Origin of the sequence: Desulfitobacterium chlororespirans DSM 11544, assembly GCF_900143285.1 — a bacterium.
GTDB lineage: Bacteria > Bacillota > Desulfitobacteriia > Desulfitobacteriales > Desulfitobacteriaceae > Desulfitobacterium > Desulfitobacterium chlororespirans.
Genome location: NZ_FRDN01000009.1, coordinates 1 through 15,489 on the forward strand (window position 1 = coordinate 1; position 15,489 = coordinate 15,489).

Below are 15,489 nucleotides of genomic sequence, written 5' to 3' on the forward strand. Positions count from 1 at the left end.
AATGTCCTTACTCGAAATAACAGCATTTAGATCCAGGCTGCCATTGTATCCCGGCAGACTCCCCTTATCCGTGTATTGGTGGATGTCGCAAGGATAAGAGGGCTTTGAGTTCCTGGTCCCATCATTGCGCCCATAATGCGGAATCCACACAGCGTCAAATTCAGCCACATTGACGTTAAACTGGCCATAGAGATGGTGAGCAATATACACCCCCACTTTGCCGGCCCCCAATGACCTTAGCCACCGTTGATAAGCAGATACCCCACTACGCATATCCGTCATGGACTGCTCCTCCACGTCAAGCCACCACATAGCCGGATTAAATTCCTTAGCCCTGTTGTAAAAAGCCGTGGCCTCTGCCTCCATCTCAGCAATGGTTTTGCCGCGAACCCAAGCGTATACGGCCACCGGCACACCACGCTTTTGCAGCTCCGTGATGTGGGTCTTATAGTGTTTATCTTGATAGCCGGCACCATACTGTACCCTGACAATGGCAAGGCTAAGCTGCTTTGCAAATGTGTCATAGTTAATCGCGGACGGGGCTTGCCACTCGGAAAGGTCAACGATATGCATAGCTATTCTCCTTTCTGCTCCATGCGGTCAATCCGCTTGTGGGCCTGTTTGCTGCTCTCCTCAACCCGGGTAAGGCGTTCGCCCATGGCATCCATCCTCTGCCCTTGCGAGCGTTGTTCTATGCGGATATCATCCACTCCGCGCTTGAGGTACTCCATATCCGTGCGGAGCGTAGTGTCTAACTCTGCATCTTTTCTCACTTCGTTCTTAGCCTCCTTTGCCTTTGCCGACCAGCCTAAGATGATTCCAGACAAAGTTGCCACAATTCCAATGAGGGCCGTAATGATTGTAAAATCCAAATGCCTCACCTCTCTTATATGTTATGGACATCCCGTCATAATGGTGACTACCCCAGCGCCCTACTCCCCGTCACCTCCTGCGGGTTTCGGGCCGTATTTGGGGCATAAAAATAACGCCCTATGTGGCGTTGCGCGCGAAACTATATCTCCTCGACCGGTTTTAAATCCGGCCTAAAAACGTAAACTTGGTCAAGTATCGGCTGTTGATCCTCAGGGGGGTAGACGACCACCAATTCCTCTGCCGTCCCATCGCCCATATCAACCTTCGTGATAATCGCTCTGGCCAGAACTCTAACTGTGTATGCTGGGTATGCCATTACATAACACCTCCTGCTAAAATATCAGCCAGCAAGAGCTCGGTATCCTGCTGACGCTGTTCCAATTCTACATTTTTGGCCATTTGATCGGCTAGTGCCAATTCCAAATCCTGTATCTGTTGGTCCTTGAGGGATTCTGCCCTTTTTTTATCAAGAATCTCCTTGTTAATGTATTTGCCCATATGTCCTCCTAACTTATAGCGTAGGCCAGGCTGCTGAGTTCTGTTTCTTTGCCCTCTACAGTCAAATCCACAACCACGTCGTTGGTTTCTAATCGGTAATTGATCTGATTTGACTCGATCGAGTGTAAGGGGATTTGCGTATTTCTTTGGCTGACCTGGAGGTCTACTATTGGTACCTGCTGACCGTCTGTGAGGGTACAGGGGTTTTGCATTTCTAGAGTGTAACCCTCACCGACCGTCCAGGCACCATAAAAACCTACCTTGGCTTCCTTCTCATGCGTATAAATGAATAATGGTACTGTGAAAGTCATGGATGGATCAAATATAGCGGATGGATGCCCACTGGTTGATCCGTCCGAGGTATCATTTTCAATCTGGGTAATTGGCCCCCATACACCATCCACATTTTTAATACTCTTGATACCATAATTATTAGTGGTCGCTGCAACGAAGACAATATGAATCTCGTTGTCTTTGTTTACTGTTATTGTTGGGTACCTACCGGAGCTATTACCGGTTGTCAACCTCTCCATCGTGCTCCAAGTTTGGCCCCCATCATCGGAGTAAGCAATACGCAAACACCCGCCCACTGTATAAGTGGCATCAGTCCCACTCCATGCAACCCATATACGACCATCCGGTAATCCGTTTATTCCGGAAGAGACGTAGATTGCGGAGGGTGTGGCCTGAACATATGGGCTAGGGCTATAATATACGAGACTATATGTCCAAGGAGAGTTCAGATAGGTATTCGTAGAGAACCCACTATCCCTTTTCATTGCCGCTATGGCACTCGCGGCCCTTACGCTAGTGCCACCGTCAAAGGATATCTCCGGTTGCTCTATCAAAACGATCGGTATACCATTACCATCCAACAGTATACTCGGTTTCCCGGCAAATATATTATATGTTGCAGTATTATATTTAGTTATCTGTTCGGTACTGCCCCAGGTCACGCTACCGTCCTGGTTGATTGTCCCCTTGGCATATCTGATATTAAATGAGTTCGGATAGGTGGAGTTCTTACTACTCCAACATGCATGCAGTTCTGTGCTAGTTTCGTTGATACCTAGGGCTACGTTACCCGTTTCTGTTTGTCCTGTATCTGCGTTCGCTGTACCGTATTTTCCAACCGATGTCGACACGGTAGATAAGTCAATATTACTTACTGTAGTGGCATCAAAGTGTAAATTCACGATTTGTGTAGGAAAAGCTAATAATGAGTAAATACTATTCCCTCTAGGGACTATCGAAATTCTTCCCGTGTTTTGAGGGTGACTATATTGGCATAGATCTTCAAACGGTGCTCCATTCTTAGATACCCTATAGTGATACTTTTTATCAGTCGCGTTATAGGTTACTGCGACCAACCATCCATTTGCCAAGTTTACGAACCTTCGCCCACCATTACCTTCTGTTGAGTGTGCAGAGTTTATCACAGTGGCATCCACAACTATATGCTCGGAGAAGTTTCCATTCAGGTCTAATATTTCATTCTCAATCCCCGTCCATAGCCTATCACCTACCTCCAGGTGCTTATCCGTTTTTCCTGTAATTACAGTAGTGGAATCTTCTACTGCACCTTTGATTGTTGCCTTACCAATCTTTGGGACGTTGAGTCGTAGGTCCAAGTGTTTGAATGGATCGAAGAACTGGGGAAGCATTTTGAGGACATCCAATGCATCATCTCGACCGCCACTAAAACCGTCCGAAGAGATAGAAGGGGAGGTCGTAGTCAATACGGTATCATTCATTTCCTGGCCGATTTCTGTGGTCCTCAGATTGAGAGATACCTCCCAAACCATAGAATAAATACCGTTTTCGTCAGGTAGATCGGATACCATAATATCTGAGGCCAGATTCATGGCAGGGCGAATACCATATGAAGTTATGCACCAGAAACTATTCAAGGAGCCATCGGTATATATTCCACGCTCATAACCTGACTCCGTCGCCCGTGGTGTCCTCAGCCACCAATGCCAAGCGGATGATGAAACCGACGCCCTATTACTGGTCAATGTATTACTCCATACCTGATATGTGGGATAAGCTACCCTGCTGGCATTATTACTAAATTCGGCTAAAATACCACCTTCTGCAATACCGTTCTCATTCGGAAGTCCCACCTCGGTACATGACAGAAGAAATATTTTGTCAATAACTGTTTCACTACCACCCCCATCGGTAATCGTATTTTTCGCCACCGTTATACTCGTATCTAAAATTTTTGATAACTCGTCGGCTGTGAAGTTATTGAGAAATCCTGGAATATCACTATAGCCAGTTGGCTCACCATTCATGCCTAAATTATCAGGTTGTGCATCATGATTATTTGTATTAGCGGTGCCCCCAGTAAGATTCTGGGCCGACCACCATGAATTGGCGGCCCCATTACTATTTAACCATTGTCTCAGGTTCGATGTACGATAGCGATTATTCCCATACTCGACCCGACCCGACGAGCCGTTGCCAGGCTCCTTGGCATCGAAACCGCGGAAATCGATTATCCTATCTGTTAACAATGTCACTGAATCGTCTGGATAGCCCGCGTGGTTCTTATCGACTATCCTCCATATTATGGGTTCCACAGAGCTATTTTCGACTTTGTAGGTGCCATATTTAATTTTACTACCAATTGGTAAATCAGAAAGTAACTGTGTCATACTACCACCACCTTATCATTCATCAGTGTCCCAGTTCCGTAATTGACCCCAGCCGTGCCGCTGAGCATTATTGCCTTTGTTAAGTTTGATACCGTCGTCCCAAGATCCGGGCCAATGGCAACGTCATAAGCAGCCGAAATGACCGTTTTAAAAATATAAGTTATATCCCCTATGGTGAGGGTATCTCCATTGCCGGGGTTGTCGCTAAGCGTAACCGTTGCCCGGGCCGGGGAAGGCGAGGGGGTTCCGAACTTTACAACCTTATTTGTCGTATCGACTGTGGCCGTCGTTTTCGCCGTGTCCACATATTCAGTCGTTTGAAACAAATCGTAAAAGCCCACGCCTGTTTTGTTGATGAAATCCAGGACGTTGGCTTCTTCGAGCTGCATGCGTAAATCGGTGAATTCCAGATTTACATTAGATTTGTAGCGAGCAAATTCATCCTCATGTGCAACCAAGGCATTGGCTACCACGCCGGTGGCCGCGTCGGCTTTGGCTTGAGCTCCGGCAGGGGTTTCATGTCCTGAATGAGGTGCATCCTTATTTTCATGGACGTCGGTATAGCTTTTAGCCGCAGTCAACGCAGCGTCGGTATAGGATTTCGCTTCCGCCCTCGCATCATTAAGATTGATCTTCGTAGCCAGCACGACCGCTGGATCAATTTTAAGTGTAACTGTTGTTGCGTTTGAAACCTCAATAATCAGACGGATATAAAGATCCTTCGCACTCCCCTCGGCTACAACCGGTTTATAGGTTTCCGGATATTTGCCTATTGCGATTAAATCTCCAGCTCCATCAAACACACCGGCCTCACGGACCATAAAACCTCCGTCACTAGTTGGAATAACACCATCAATCACTATCCAATTTGGATTGTCTGCGTCAACATCAATCGAGCTGATTTGCCCCCTCCACACCTCGCGAGCAAGCGCAGTCCGTGATGCAGTAGGATTATAGTACGCCCCATTACCATCACCTACAGCTATATGGGTTAAATTCACTGTTGTCCCCAATGCCTGCGCATTTGCTATTTTGGCCATACCTATGTTTGTAAGTAGCGTGTAAAAAGTTTCTGCCATTATATTCCCTCCTTAGGCAGGATAAATTATCGTTGTTTCCATTGATTGATAACCCGCCCCAAAGCGCATATTTCCTTTACCTTCGAGTTTTGTCGTGCTCCACGGATAAATAATTGTGTGTTCACCGGCCAAGGCGCACCCTGCAAAGTTCATTCCTCCTTGCGAGGCGAGATAGATGCTAATCTTATCTAAATGAGATCTAACATTTTTGTATGCGTTAATCAGTTTATCGAGCGAAATTAGCTCTGCTTCAGAGGCCCCGTGCTTGTCGGACTCAACGCTTATGCGAAAACAAAATGGATCCCCATTATAATCAAACCACTCATCAATCTTGCTGCGGCCAAAGATCGTTGATGCAGCCTTCTCAATGGCCCTAGGGGTACCTTTTATTCTGTGCAAGTAAGGGCTTTCCTTCACTAACCTTCTCTTTGTCTCAATCGGCAAAGCATTATCATAAAAATCCACATGTTTCTGGTGAGCGACGAAATTAAGCAAAATCTCCGGGAGTCTGTTCACATCATAAAAGTTTGAAATCATTTCCGCTTCTCTATACAGCTCTTTTAGCTCGATCTCTACCGCCTCCGCTAAAGCAACCAGGAAGGCATCTTTTGTCAAGCTATCCGGGAGAAGGTCGGTTATGGAATAATCCATTAAACTATTCATCTGCCAACCCTCCAAACGATAAGACCACATTTTCTTCTTTCGCTACTTGATATTTCTCAATTCCCACAAACATGATAGAATCAACGGCCACACGATGGGCTCCCGCTTGCTTCAATCTGGTAATCAACTCGGATAGATCAATATCTCTCCCCATCTTAGATCTTTGCCAATTTAGGTACTCTTGGAAGGCTCTTTCTACCTTTTGCTGAATCGAATCCAGGACAGTAACATTAGATGCCAAAACCCAGTACTGGGCGCTTATATCATAAGGAACTTGCTCCGGTGCGCTAACGATAACTTTATCTGTAAGAGGCCGATTTTCTTTGTCTGAGCATGCCGCCAGTACTTTATCAAGGATCTCCTGGGCTGGCAGTTCTCCGTTTTTAAGCAACACCCGAATATCCACGGTGCCCTCACTCGGACTCCAAACTTTAACATCCCCTATATCTTGACTGGCCCTTTTTGCCCAATACTCGTAAGCCCCCTCTGGCCCGGCTACGGAGAACGACTCCGGAGCAATACGGATTCTTTCCGCATAAGGATCATCCTCCTCGACATCAACACCGCCGGCCGAAATCGTAACGTTCCTAACGCGCTTTACCCATGCTAACGGCTGAACGAGCATCGTTATCTCGCCTGGTAAATATCCATTCCCCACGCCCCCTTTTTCAGTGCAGTAAGCCTTTATCTGGACTGTATGTTGACCTACCGGAACGGCTATAGTTTCCTCTGTGGCAAAAAAAGCATTTTTTCCAACTAAAAACCGAGTTCCCTTTTCTATGATCAAAACGGATACTCGGTCCTCTTCTAAGGCAAGTTCCATGGTTGTTACTGCCGCTTGATCCCCAAGCCTTGGTGTTAAAGCCCCTTCACCGGAATGATCCAGAAACGCTCCATCTGCGTAGGCTAAGAGATTTTGTTTTAATGCATAGTCAAGATTGTTTCTTTCTTGTGCAATGTAAAGTACTAACCCTTGAATAAATTTTCTTCGCGGATCCGCATTAGAAAGAGTTATGTCCGTTTTGCCCTGAATATAAGACAATAAATCACTCTCGATGAGCTGAGGGTCCTTCTCAAGGAAGCTAACATCAGGCAAATTAAATCGATTCATCTATACTCACCCTCACTATTGGCTTGAGCTGTCCATTAAGAAGGTCACCTTCAAACCTTACTTGCTCAACAATAGCCCTTGGTTCATTTTCCTTAATTGCCCGGATGACCCTGGCTGCGCTTCTTGCCTTGGCCGCGGGAATTGGTGAATCCAAGTCGGGAATCCATCCGAAAGCCCTATCCATTGGACAACTAGACACCGTTGTTGAAAGGATGAACGCTACATTCTGCAATACTTCCTGTGCTCCAGTTGCCCCAAAATCGATTTCTTCTAAAGGCCTTATCTCATATTGCACGACGTCATTCCTCCTTCTTTATCATGTGACCATCTTTTTTGCATAATATTCTTTTAGCCCTAGGTTAACCTCAGCCGACAGCACATTACCCTGATCATCAATAGTTTTATAAGACTCACTTAACTGTTGAATCGACCATTGATTCTCTGAGACCGGCCTTTCTCCGATGATTAAGGGAGCGACTTTACCCGTGTCCCTCATTTTCCGAAGTCGCTCGAGCTCCTTTAAAGGATTAACTCCAAGCTCAGCTTTTAATAGGATTGTAAAGCTAAGCTCCTCAAGAGATGAGCCAATAAACTCTGATATCGGTTTATAGTTTAGAATCTCATGATCGCTCCATCTGGCCGATCCTTTTCTCTCGAAATTAGCAAAAGTTAAGGTTTTTTTCTCTGAGACTTCAAAGACTATATCTCCAAAACTACCAACCTTGGCCATGATTAACCACCTCCATTAGGCGGACTCGTCGTCCCTCCTGTCTCGGCATGCGTATGGCTTTTAAGCGAAACACCACTCGCCAAGACATCACCAGAAACAGTAACATTTCCAACTATATTGATGGGCCCGGCACATTCGATAGACAGCGTATGGTCTGATGAGTCATATTCCAGAATTGTTCCATCCTCAAACTCAATGTGCCTTTTGCTTTCGCTGATTACAGGCGGCGGATCTCCTTCCGAATATACCGCTCCCAGAACATAGCCCTTGTTTTGCGCCGTAAAGCTGCAAAATACTGCTTCACCAACTTTAGGCATCCAGTAATCTTTATTCTTTAAGGTTCCTCTTACAACAACCTGTAATTCTTCGGAAATAAGACTGTCCTGGTCATAAAATCTGACCCTGACTCTGCATTTGGCGGGGTTAATCGACACAACCTCTCCTACTCTCTCATTCATCAATACCCCTCCAAACATCTCCGCAGCTGAAGTGTCACCTTGCTTTGAGAATGGACTGCTTGCGTGATGATGTATTTTCCGTCGAATTTCCCGAACTTCTCTAAAGCAATCGTCATCCCCGCATCTAAGTGCTTTTCGGAAACGACTGTCATGGATACCGTTGTCGCGGTTTTATTCGCCTCGCGAAGTTTCTTCTTGGCTAATTTTTGCCCCTCGGCGACCGACTTTATTTCATTTTTAATCACAAGCACTCTACCCACCTTCGGAGGATTCGGCGGTGCAAAGGATGCTGTGATCGTATTCTTCGTGCTTGAGTCATGATATTGAACACGCGCCGACCGATAGGTACCGCTAAGCGTTGTCTTCGCCTGCCAGCTTATAACCTGGATCTCGTCGCCCTCCACACTTACCCGCTTAATGGTCGCCACGGGGGGCTTTGCCTCATAGTCGGCCTCATCCAGGATGACAATTGACCCACTGGATAACTTAAGACAAAGTCCCTCGTCGTTGCAGAGCTTATACAGATAAGCCAAGTCCGTTTCGCTTTCTTGCTCGTAGCGTTCTTTTTTAGGATCGTCGCCGGCTTCGAAATATAGCTTTAACCCATTCTGCCCGGCGATATCACCGGCAACGACTTTCAGAGTCGTGTTTTCCCAAGCTCTGAACTTTTCCTGGCCACGCAGACTTGACGACTCGGGGACAGATAAAGCTTTTATGGTAATATCTGAGGGCGGTCCCGCAGCCTCAATCTCATCGACTTCAAATTTACCAATCTTTGTTTTTTGCAGTTGGTCTTTCCATTCACGCTTGTAGACGACCGCCTCGATAAGATCTCCCTTAGCCGGAAACCATTCACCAAGCCATTTATGATCTACATCCTCCAGGGTAATTTGCAAATCGTCGATTTGCCCGCTTAGGTTATCGGTGAAGGTCCAATCTTTAATATGTCCTTCGAGCTCTGCGGTGATATTGCTCTTATTATAGGTTAAATCCAAGAAGGTCCATCTGCTATTCATAACTCATCATCCTCACCGAGCCAGGGTGGTCTTTCAGTATGCTTTGAGGTATCAACCTCCGGAATAGTCAACTCAATTCCCCCAGGAAATATTGTGATTTTTCGATGCTGCCGATTAGCCTCCAGCAACAAGGGGAGCCTGTATTCGCTCCCCAGCGTTTTATAAGCAATTGCGTCCCAGGTATCACCCTGTATCGTCACATACAGCTTAGCCAAAGAAACTCACCCTCTTATTTCCGCCCATATTTGGCATTTGAACATTATTGATGCGCATGGCCAGATTATATAAGGCCTGCTCCACCTGTTTACCAGCCGTTTGGATTGAGCTAAGTGACTCCAGCCATCCTTCTGCCTGCTCAGCCTGATTTGCTAAGGCCTCCAGATTAGTCTTCAGCTTATCTGTTCCGGATTTGAGCGTGTTTAATGAATCATCTGCCTGGGCTGCTGTCTCCTTGGTGTTGCCTGGCGGTTGGGCAGATTGTCGTGCGGTATCGACTGCTTTACCGCCCAGCCATTTACCACCGGCATAACCCACGATTCCCCCAAGGACACCACCTATGGCCGTACCAATTCCGGGGGCTATCGCAGTTCCGATTGCCGCCCCCACTTTAGCCCCGCCCGCTCCCGCGGCTAAACCTCCTGCCCCAGATGCGGCCGCCCTCGCCTTATCATCGGACCGAATGACATCGATGACCGTTGTGACAGCCGCTATGGGTACGGCCGCCTTGCCAAGCACCTTTCCAACGCCCCCTAATTTACTTGTCAATGAAGCAACTTTACCTGCTGTTTGTGCAGCCCTAGGCGCAGCTGTAGCGGCCGCCTTGCCCCCTGACTGCACTGCCTTGGCAGCCGGTGCAACGGTAGCAGCAGCTTTGCTTCCTAATTGGACCGGCCCTTTTGCCCCTATCATACCGCCGGCCATTTTACCAACGGCTAACCCACCTTTGACTAGGGCTCCCCCGCCAAGGGTCCAAGCTGCGGCCCCCAGCCCTAACCCAGACGCTAAATTTCCCTGAGCTAAGTTGCTAACTGACGATTTGACTAATCCCGTGAAAGCATTAAACCATGCCTTAGCCGCTATTTCTCCGAGTTTCGTAAAGATTTTATTCATACTCTCGCCGCCAGGGCCATCGAGCCACGCCGAAATCTTCACCGCGGCCTCATCCAGCATGTAGACAAACTTATCTCCAAAATCCATGCCTTCAAACTTCATGTATTTAGACAGATCTTTTCGGTATTGCGCATACGCATCCGGGTCATGCCTTATTTCCGGAGTTAACTCAGGTCTTTTCGTGGCGAACGGCTCAAAAATGTCCCTTAATCCATCGGCAAGCTGTCCCCCGGCTTGTTCGATGCCGCCTAAATTCGTATCGAGGATTGAGCCAACGCCTTCAAACAGTTCTTTGAAAACAGGAAGGACAGGGGTCATAAATTTAATCTGCGCCGTTTCAATCGAACCGCTTAATTCTTCCAAAGCCCCCGCATAGTTGTCTTTCATAGCATCTGCAGCCTCTTTGGCTGCCCCTGTGGATCCCTCCAAGGATTTGGTCAGCTCATCAATTTTATCCGAGCCGGCTGCAAAAAGGTTAATCATCCCTGTTGCTGCCTCTGTACCAAAAACAGTGGAAGCGTACTGCACTTTTTGAGTATCGCTCAGATTCTTTGTTGCCTTATTCCAATCCTTTGACAGCTGGGTCAGGCTTTTAAACTTACCTTGGGAATCCGTAACTTCGAAATTTAAGCTGCTCAAGGCCTTTGCAGCTTCTGTCGGCGGATCGGACAGCCTTATTAAAGCCATACGCAGGGCTGTGCCTGCCTTTTGACCGCCTAACCCTTTATCTGCCATAATGCCGGTCGCTGCCGCTAATTCTTCAAGGCTAATCCCCAATGTATTGGCCACAGGAGCTGCATACTGGAATGAATAACCCAAATCCTCAACCCCAGCTGCTGTTTTATTCGCGCTCATCGCCATGACATCGGCGACATGAGAAGCACCCGACGCTTCCATTGCAAAAGCATTCAGTGCCGAGGTAACAACTTCGGAGGTCATGGCCAGGTCCTCTCCTGAAGCTTCGGCGGCGGCTATGATACCAGGCATTGCACCCACGATAGCGTTCGTATCCATGCCCTTGGCGGCGATTTCGCCCATGGCCACGGCAACCTCACTGGCCGAAAGCGAGGACTTCGCTCCCAACTCAAGTGCTGTATCCTTAAGTTCGTTCAATTCCCTGCTTGAGGCTCCGGCTATGACTCCTACCTTGGTCATTTGCTGTTCAAAGTTCCCCGCCGTGGACAGAGAATTTATGGCAACCCCTGTAGCAGCCGCCGCACCAGCAACGGCTGCCATGGCCGCCGCACTTTTTGCCATAGCAGCTCCACCAGCCAGGGAACTCTTAAAATCATTCAGGCCTTTTTGCGCCATTTCAAGCTTTGCTAATTGCCTTGTCAGCCTCTTCGTTGCCTCTTCATACTGCTCTTGTTCGATTTTGCCTCTGCGAAAATCATTGTTCAGGGAATCCAGCGCACGTTGAGTTTGTCTTGCCTGGTTGCCTAAATCCGTTAAGCGATTGTTCACCCCGGAAAACGCATTGGAGAAGGAGCTGGCCAACTTTCCTCCAATCTGAAAACTCATTTCAAACGTTTTTCTAGCCATTTTCCTCCTCCTCAGCTAATGCCTCTCGCCATGCCTTTAGATCACGAAGGGTTTTTCTTTCCCAGTATTCAATGCTTGCATGAGTGATTGAGGCTAATTTAAAGTAGGCTCTGCGGAACTCTCTGGCTCCTCCGGCCGAGCCAACAATCCCATTAAAAAATTTCGCACAGTAAAGGTAACCTCCAAAAAATCAGGAGCTGATAACTTTTTTAGATCATCGGTAATGATTCCGGATGCTTTTGAGGCTATAATCAGCAAGACATTTTGGTTATAGACATTATCAAAGCCCCGCGGATCCCCGCCGGCGCGAATCTCCAAATCGGTTTGGAGAATGTCTTCACCGGTTAGTTCATCGAGTTTTAAATCTATCGTTTTAACTTCCTTGTCCTCTAAAGTTAGAGGTTTTATGAGCTTAATTTCCATTATGTTTCCCCCTTACATGCCCAGTGCTGTTCTAAGGTTTGCCAGATAGTCAATGCCATCCACGAGATAGATATAGTTGATTTTGTCCAGTTCAACCAGCGTTTTTCCCTCACGCTGAATCTTAATATAAAGCACTTCCAGTTCTGATGAGCCGTCATAGGTTGCCCCTTTTTCTGCCTTGCCAAGATCATTGGTTGTGGGTATTCCTTTCACGACGACCCGATTGGCCTTGAATTCGTGCCTGCCCTGAACTGCATTGTATTCCTGGTTCGCTAGGCGGCAATCGATCATCAGCACTTCCGGTTTTAGAAACTCCGTCAACTCACTTGTGATCATTTTCCAGTTGATTGTGAATTTCATGCTCTGAAAATGCCCGATATTGGGTGATTCATACTCTCCCGCTATACCGGCGCCGCTGACGGATTCCGTCATACTCTCAAAAGAAGGGAGTTGCAAATCAGCAGTTCCCTTCAGGTCTGCCGACCCATTCACATAAACCCTGAAATCATTCAATTTTTCCGGGATAATATTTTTCACTGAAGCTTCCCTCCTTTACACGGCAAATAATTGATTGTAATACGTTGCATCAAATTCCAGGGTGAATTCGATGCTCTCGGCCGGGGTGGGCTCAGCAAGGAAGACATGAAAACGAACGATGCCATTCAGGAGGTCCGTAATCGGATTTTCTTCGCTGCGGAATTCCACTCTGCCGCCTATCAGTGCCCCTTCTGCAGTCAGTCCATTAAGCCAAATATTCAAGTTGTCGACTACGGTGTCTATGAGGCGCCTATTGGTCGGATCGTCCACTTTTTGCCACGTTGTCAGGATAATGGTGTTAGCGACCCAGTTGTGCATCCGGCGGACAGGGATGAAGGAGTCTTTGACGTCGCTCACAGCCGGATACGTTCCCGTTCTATTCCCCCAAGCCCTCCATCCGCCAATAAAGTTGAGGGCTGTTACGATACCTTGTCCGTTTAAATAGGCAGCCTGGTCAGGTCCAAGGTTGATCTCTTTGCCATCCTCCAGCATCATCCTGTTCATCTGCAGCGCCTCATTGGATGGGCTTTTGTACGGTATATCGCCGTAGAGAGAATCTACATGATTCATCAAGCTGGCCAGCTGGGTTGATAGGTGAAACACATTATCCCCCAAAGCAATCTTGGGCCAGCATACGACTTCATTGGCTGCCGTATAGTTGTTTTGGTTTTTCCACTCCGCTACTTTGGTATAGTTGTTTGCTTCGGTAGAATCTACATCAACCAACGCTATGGCCTTAAAGTAGGTATTTATCACACCGACCTTAGCTTTCATTACTGCCTCGACCATGGGTTTTTTGCTGAATTTGGGGACGAGTAGGGTACCCGGAACCAAACCAAATTTCGGGAATACCGTATTCATCAACTCAAGCCCGGTCAAATCTCCGGTCTCTATATCCACGCCCCCGATGATGTCCGTTTCTGTAACTTTGCCGGGGTCAAGCCTGCTGTAGGATGCCCAAAGAGATGTCTGCTCCGCAGGAATTCCCCCTCCAGGGATTGGCGCAATGATGACTTTGCCTCCGTCATCAAATGAAGCTGTATAGTCAACATCTTTGATTAGCTCAGCTTCACTCACCTGGTTTAATTTCACCTTTAAAGTATCCAATAAGACACCCTCAACATTGATAGTGGCCTTTCCGTTTAAAACGTCTACAGTGCTGCCTGTAGCTTCCTCCACATGTGACGAGGGATCGAGCACGTTAATGAAAACAATGGGGGTCACGCCATACAAGCTAAACGCTGTATACATGGCTTCACATAAGGTATAGCTATCCCAGTCATTCGAATAGCCTAAGGCTTGTACGGCTTCAGAGTATGAATAGGCAAGCAAGGGTTTATTGACATACTCTTTTGATTCTGCCAAGTTAATGGGTGCGGTGCCGACAACAACCTGGAGCCCCGCCGTAGCCTCCACGGGAGAGATAATGGATGTTGGGACCTCACCGACATAGACACCATGTTTATAAGCCATTATTTCCTCACCCCACTAAAATACTTTTGTGCTTCTTGAAACCAAATCTGCTCCGGCGTTCCTTTTTGAACTACTTTCTTCTCAAATTCGGTTAATCGTTCAAGGGGGACAAACAAGCTTTTCAAGACCTTGTATTCTTCCATCTGCTCCTTTAAGTGTGGCGGATATCCATTCTTATACACGGTGTAGCGCGTGATCAATTTATTCGTTGGACCGACATAAATCAAGGCTGCTCCCTTTGTTTCAGGAACAGCCTTTTCCGGAGTTTCTTTTTTAGGCTTAGTAGTCAAAATGGTGTTCACTCCAATCTATTTGGACTTGGGGAATGTAAAAGCTCACTTCCATGGTTGTGTACCAATACGGAAAGGGCTGATCTTCAAAAAGATCGACCTTAATAGACCTTGTCAAGGAATAAGGGCCGATGACCTCAGCCTTCTTCAAGGCTATTTTGAGCCGTGTAGCGATGTTCAGAGGATCGCGCCAGCCGGTTTGTTCATCTTCACAATATGTGCCGATGATCACCCCGATCTTTACTTCGGTCGCTTCATTGTTATCATCCTCTTCGAGATATCTGACGATGATGAAAGGAAATTCGTTCGAGTCATCGCCTTTGTCTTTAGGCGGCAAATACCCGGCATAGACCTGCGGGGGCTTACCTGCGCCGGTTTTAGTAGCAAGGTCATACTCTGCAGCGGCCTTCTTAAAAAAGGCGACTAAGGAATCCACTAACTCAATCGGTGTCATTGTTTAAGCACCCTCTCAACCTCATGTTCCAGGCGTTTCTCTAACACTTCCCTCGCCGTTTCTTCCATCACCCTGATCCCGTCTTCATGCCCCATCATTTGAGGAACAGAAGGGCTATGCAGGCTGCGCAAGGGGAATCTGTTTTTGGTAACCCTGGTAAATACGTTGCGGTGGCGCCCGCGAACGGTCGTGATAAAAGAGCCCTTTACCATTCCCCCTGAAGAGCTTTTTTTGACCCTTAAATGGGCATAGCTCCCTTTCTTGGGTAAGGGTTTATTGGCTCGAACCTTAAAGTTGATACTTGAGATGGTTCTGTCTTTGGCATAAATATCGGCAACCATATCCGCCTGGTAGGCTTTTTTGATCTTAATTCTCCCGGTTAGATTGCTTGCTCCAATGAAGTATTCTTCTCGAACAAACTTTGAGACGGCGGATCGGCTCGCTTCAGCAGCACGGTTGATTGCCCTGACTGCAACTGCCGGGATTTGTTCCGGAAAATCTTTTAACTGTTCCTCAAGCTTTTGCAGCTGAGGAACAGTTAAATCAAAGCTCGTTTTCTTTCTCATATC

Annotated in this window: 20 protein-coding genes; all 20 read right to left on the minus strand. The window is 47.2% G+C overall.

The window, feature by feature from the left end; translation table 11 throughout:
- Nucleotides 1-573, minus strand: a 573-nt coding sequence (locus BUA14_RS14280; protein ID WP_207649554.1) for a glycoside hydrolase family 25 protein, incomplete at its 3' end; no start/stop codon positions are given.
- A 2-nt stretch (nt 574-575) separates the two neighbouring features.
- Nucleotides 576-872: a hypothetical protein gene (locus BUA14_RS14285; RefSeq protein WP_018306360.1), complete on the minus strand. Its 297-nt coding sequence runs from the start codon at nt 870-872 to the stop codon at nt 576-578.
- A 140-nt stretch (nt 873-1,012) separates the two neighbouring features.
- Nucleotides 1,013-1,189, minus strand: coding sequence for a hypothetical protein (locus BUA14_RS27955; protein WP_178371698.1), 177 nt, complete (start codon nt 1,187-1,189; stop codon nt 1,013-1,015).
- Nucleotides 1,189-1,371 carry a hypothetical protein gene (locus BUA14_RS14290; RefSeq protein ID WP_072773220.1) on the minus strand — a complete coding sequence of 61 codons (183 nt, stop codon included), beginning with the start codon at nt 1,369-1,371 and terminating at the stop codon, nt 1,189-1,191. The genes BUA14_RS27955 and BUA14_RS14290 overlap by 1 nt, the downstream gene beginning before the upstream one ends.
- An 8-nt stretch (nt 1,372-1,379) precedes the next feature.
- Complete coding sequence (locus tag BUA14_RS14295) at nt 1,380-4,034, minus strand: DUF6273 domain-containing protein (protein WP_072773221.1); 2,655 nt, start codon at nt 4,032-4,034, stop codon at nt 1,380-1,382.
- Nucleotides 4,031-5,113 carry a phage tail protein gene (locus BUA14_RS14300; RefSeq protein WP_072773222.1) on the minus strand — a complete coding sequence of 361 codons (1,083 nt, stop codon included), beginning with the start codon at nt 5,111-5,113 and terminating at the stop codon, nt 4,031-4,033. Before BUA14_RS14300 ends, BUA14_RS14295 begins: the two co-directional genes overlap by 4 nt.
- A gap of 12 nt (nt 5,114-5,125) precedes the next feature.
- Nucleotides 5,126-5,776, minus strand: coding sequence for a phage tail protein I (locus tag BUA14_RS14305; RefSeq protein ID WP_072773223.1), 651 nt, complete (start codon nt 5,774-5,776; stop codon nt 5,126-5,128).
- Nucleotides 5,769-6,887, minus strand: coding sequence for a baseplate assembly protein (locus tag BUA14_RS14310; RefSeq protein WP_072773224.1), 1,119 nt, complete (start codon nt 6,885-6,887; stop codon nt 5,769-5,771). Before BUA14_RS14310 ends, BUA14_RS14305 begins: the two co-directional genes overlap by 8 nt.
- Entirely contained in the window at nt 6,874-7,182 is a 309-nt protein-coding gene (locus BUA14_RS14315; protein ID WP_072773225.1) for a GPW/gp25 family protein, read from the minus strand. Before BUA14_RS14315 ends, BUA14_RS14310 begins: the two co-directional genes overlap by 14 nt.
- A gap of 21 nt (nt 7,183-7,203) precedes the next feature.
- Nucleotides 7,204-7,617: a phage tail protein gene (locus tag BUA14_RS14320; RefSeq protein WP_072773226.1), complete on the minus strand. Its 414-nt coding sequence runs from the start codon at nt 7,615-7,617 to the stop codon at nt 7,204-7,206.
- 2 nt (nt 7,618-7,619) lie between these two features.
- A complete protein-coding gene (locus tag BUA14_RS14325) occupies nt 7,620-8,075 on the minus strand; it encodes a phage baseplate assembly protein V (RefSeq protein WP_242954662.1) in 456 nt (151 codons plus the stop codon).
- A complete protein-coding gene (locus BUA14_RS14330) occupies nt 8,075-9,091 on the minus strand; it encodes a phage late control D family protein (protein WP_072773228.1) in 1,017 nt (338 codons plus the stop codon). The genes BUA14_RS14325 and BUA14_RS14330 overlap by 1 nt, the downstream gene beginning before the upstream one ends.
- On the minus strand, nt 9,088-9,306 hold the full coding sequence (locus BUA14_RS14335; protein ID WP_072773229.1) for a tail protein X: 219 nt from the start codon (nt 9,304-9,306) through the stop codon (nt 9,088-9,090). Before BUA14_RS14335 ends, BUA14_RS14330 begins: the two co-directional genes overlap by 4 nt.
- A complete protein-coding gene (locus tag BUA14_RS14340; RefSeq protein ID WP_072773230.1) occupies nt 9,299-11,743 on the minus strand; it encodes a phage tail tape measure protein in 2,445 nt (814 codons plus the stop codon). Before BUA14_RS14340 ends, BUA14_RS14335 begins: the two co-directional genes overlap by 8 nt.
- A 93-nt stretch (nt 11,744-11,836) precedes the next feature.
- Nucleotides 11,837-12,166, minus strand: coding sequence for a phage tail assembly protein (locus BUA14_RS14345; RefSeq protein WP_072773231.1), 330 nt, complete (start codon nt 12,164-12,166; stop codon nt 11,837-11,839).
- Nucleotides 12,167-12,178: 12 nt separating this feature from the next.
- Entirely contained in the window at nt 12,179-12,703 is a 525-nt protein-coding gene (locus tag BUA14_RS14350; protein WP_072773232.1) for a phage major tail tube protein, read from the minus strand.
- 15 nt (nt 12,704-12,718) lie between these two features.
- Nucleotides 12,719-14,176, minus strand: coding sequence for a phage tail sheath family protein (locus BUA14_RS14355; RefSeq protein ID WP_072773233.1), 1,458 nt, complete (start codon nt 14,174-14,176; stop codon nt 12,719-12,721).
- Nucleotides 14,176-14,478 carry a hypothetical protein gene (locus tag BUA14_RS14360; RefSeq protein WP_143153468.1) on the minus strand — a complete coding sequence of 101 codons (303 nt, stop codon included), beginning with the start codon at nt 14,476-14,478 and terminating at the stop codon, nt 14,176-14,178. The genes BUA14_RS14355 and BUA14_RS14360 overlap by 1 nt, the downstream gene beginning before the upstream one ends.
- Nucleotides 14,456-14,920 carry a hypothetical protein gene (locus tag BUA14_RS14365; protein ID WP_072773235.1) on the minus strand — a complete coding sequence of 155 codons (465 nt, stop codon included), beginning with the start codon at nt 14,918-14,920 and terminating at the stop codon, nt 14,456-14,458. Before BUA14_RS14365 ends, BUA14_RS14360 begins: the two co-directional genes overlap by 23 nt.
- Nucleotides 14,917-15,486, minus strand: coding sequence for a phage tail protein (locus BUA14_RS14370; protein WP_072773236.1), 570 nt, complete (start codon nt 15,484-15,486; stop codon nt 14,917-14,919). The genes BUA14_RS14365 and BUA14_RS14370 overlap by 4 nt, the downstream gene beginning before the upstream one ends.
- Nucleotides 15,487-15,489 lie beyond the last annotated feature (3 nt).

Coding starts and splice junctions, on each gene's coding strand:
- BUA14_RS27955 (WP_178371698.1), bottom strand. CDS start 1,189: ATGGCATACCCAGCATACACAGTTAGAGTTCTGGCCAGAGCGATTATC.
- BUA14_RS14290 (WP_072773220.1), bottom strand. CDS start 1,371: ATGGGCAAATACATTAACAAGGAGATTCTTGATAAAAAAAGGGCAGAA.
- BUA14_RS14295 (WP_072773221.1), bottom strand. CDS start 4,034: ATGACACAGTTACTTTCTGATTTACCAATTGGTAGTAAAATTAAATAT.
- BUA14_RS14300 (WP_072773222.1), bottom strand. CDS start 5,113: ATGGCAGAAACTTTTTACACGCTACTTACAAACATAGGTATGGCCAAA.
- BUA14_RS14305 (WP_072773223.1), bottom strand. CDS start 5,776: ATGAATAGTTTAATGGATTATTCCATAACCGACCTTCTCCCGGATAGC.
- BUA14_RS14310 (WP_072773224.1), bottom strand. CDS start 6,887: ATGAATCGATTTAATTTGCCTGATGTTAGCTTCCTTGAGAAGGACCCT.
- BUA14_RS14320 (WP_072773226.1), bottom strand. CDS start 7,617: ATGGCCAAGGTTGGTAGTTTTGGAGATATAGTCTTTGAAGTCTCAGAG.
- BUA14_RS14325 (WP_242954662.1), bottom strand. CDS start 8,075: ATGAATGAGAGAGTAGGAGAGGTTGTGTCGATTAACCCCGCCAAATGC.
- BUA14_RS14330 (WP_072773228.1), bottom strand. CDS start 9,091: ATGAATAGCAGATGGACCTTCTTGGATTTAACCTATAATAAGAGCAAT.
- BUA14_RS14340 (WP_072773230.1), bottom strand. CDS start 11,743: ATGGCTAGAAAAACGTTTGAAATGAGTTTTCAGATTGGAGGAAAGTTG.
- BUA14_RS14345 (WP_072773231.1), bottom strand. CDS start 12,166: ATGGAAATTAAGCTCATAAAACCTCTAACTTTAGAGGACAAGGAAGTT.
- BUA14_RS14355 (WP_072773233.1), bottom strand. CDS start 14,176: ATGGCTTATAAACATGGTGTCTATGTCGGTGAGGTCCCAACATCCATT.
- BUA14_RS14365 (WP_072773235.1), bottom strand. CDS start 14,920: ATGACACCGATTGAGTTAGTGGATTCCTTAGTCGCCTTTTTTAAGAAG.
- BUA14_RS14370 (WP_072773236.1), bottom strand. CDS start 15,486: ATGAGAAAGAAAACGAGCTTTGATTTAACTGTTCCTCAGCTGCAAAAG.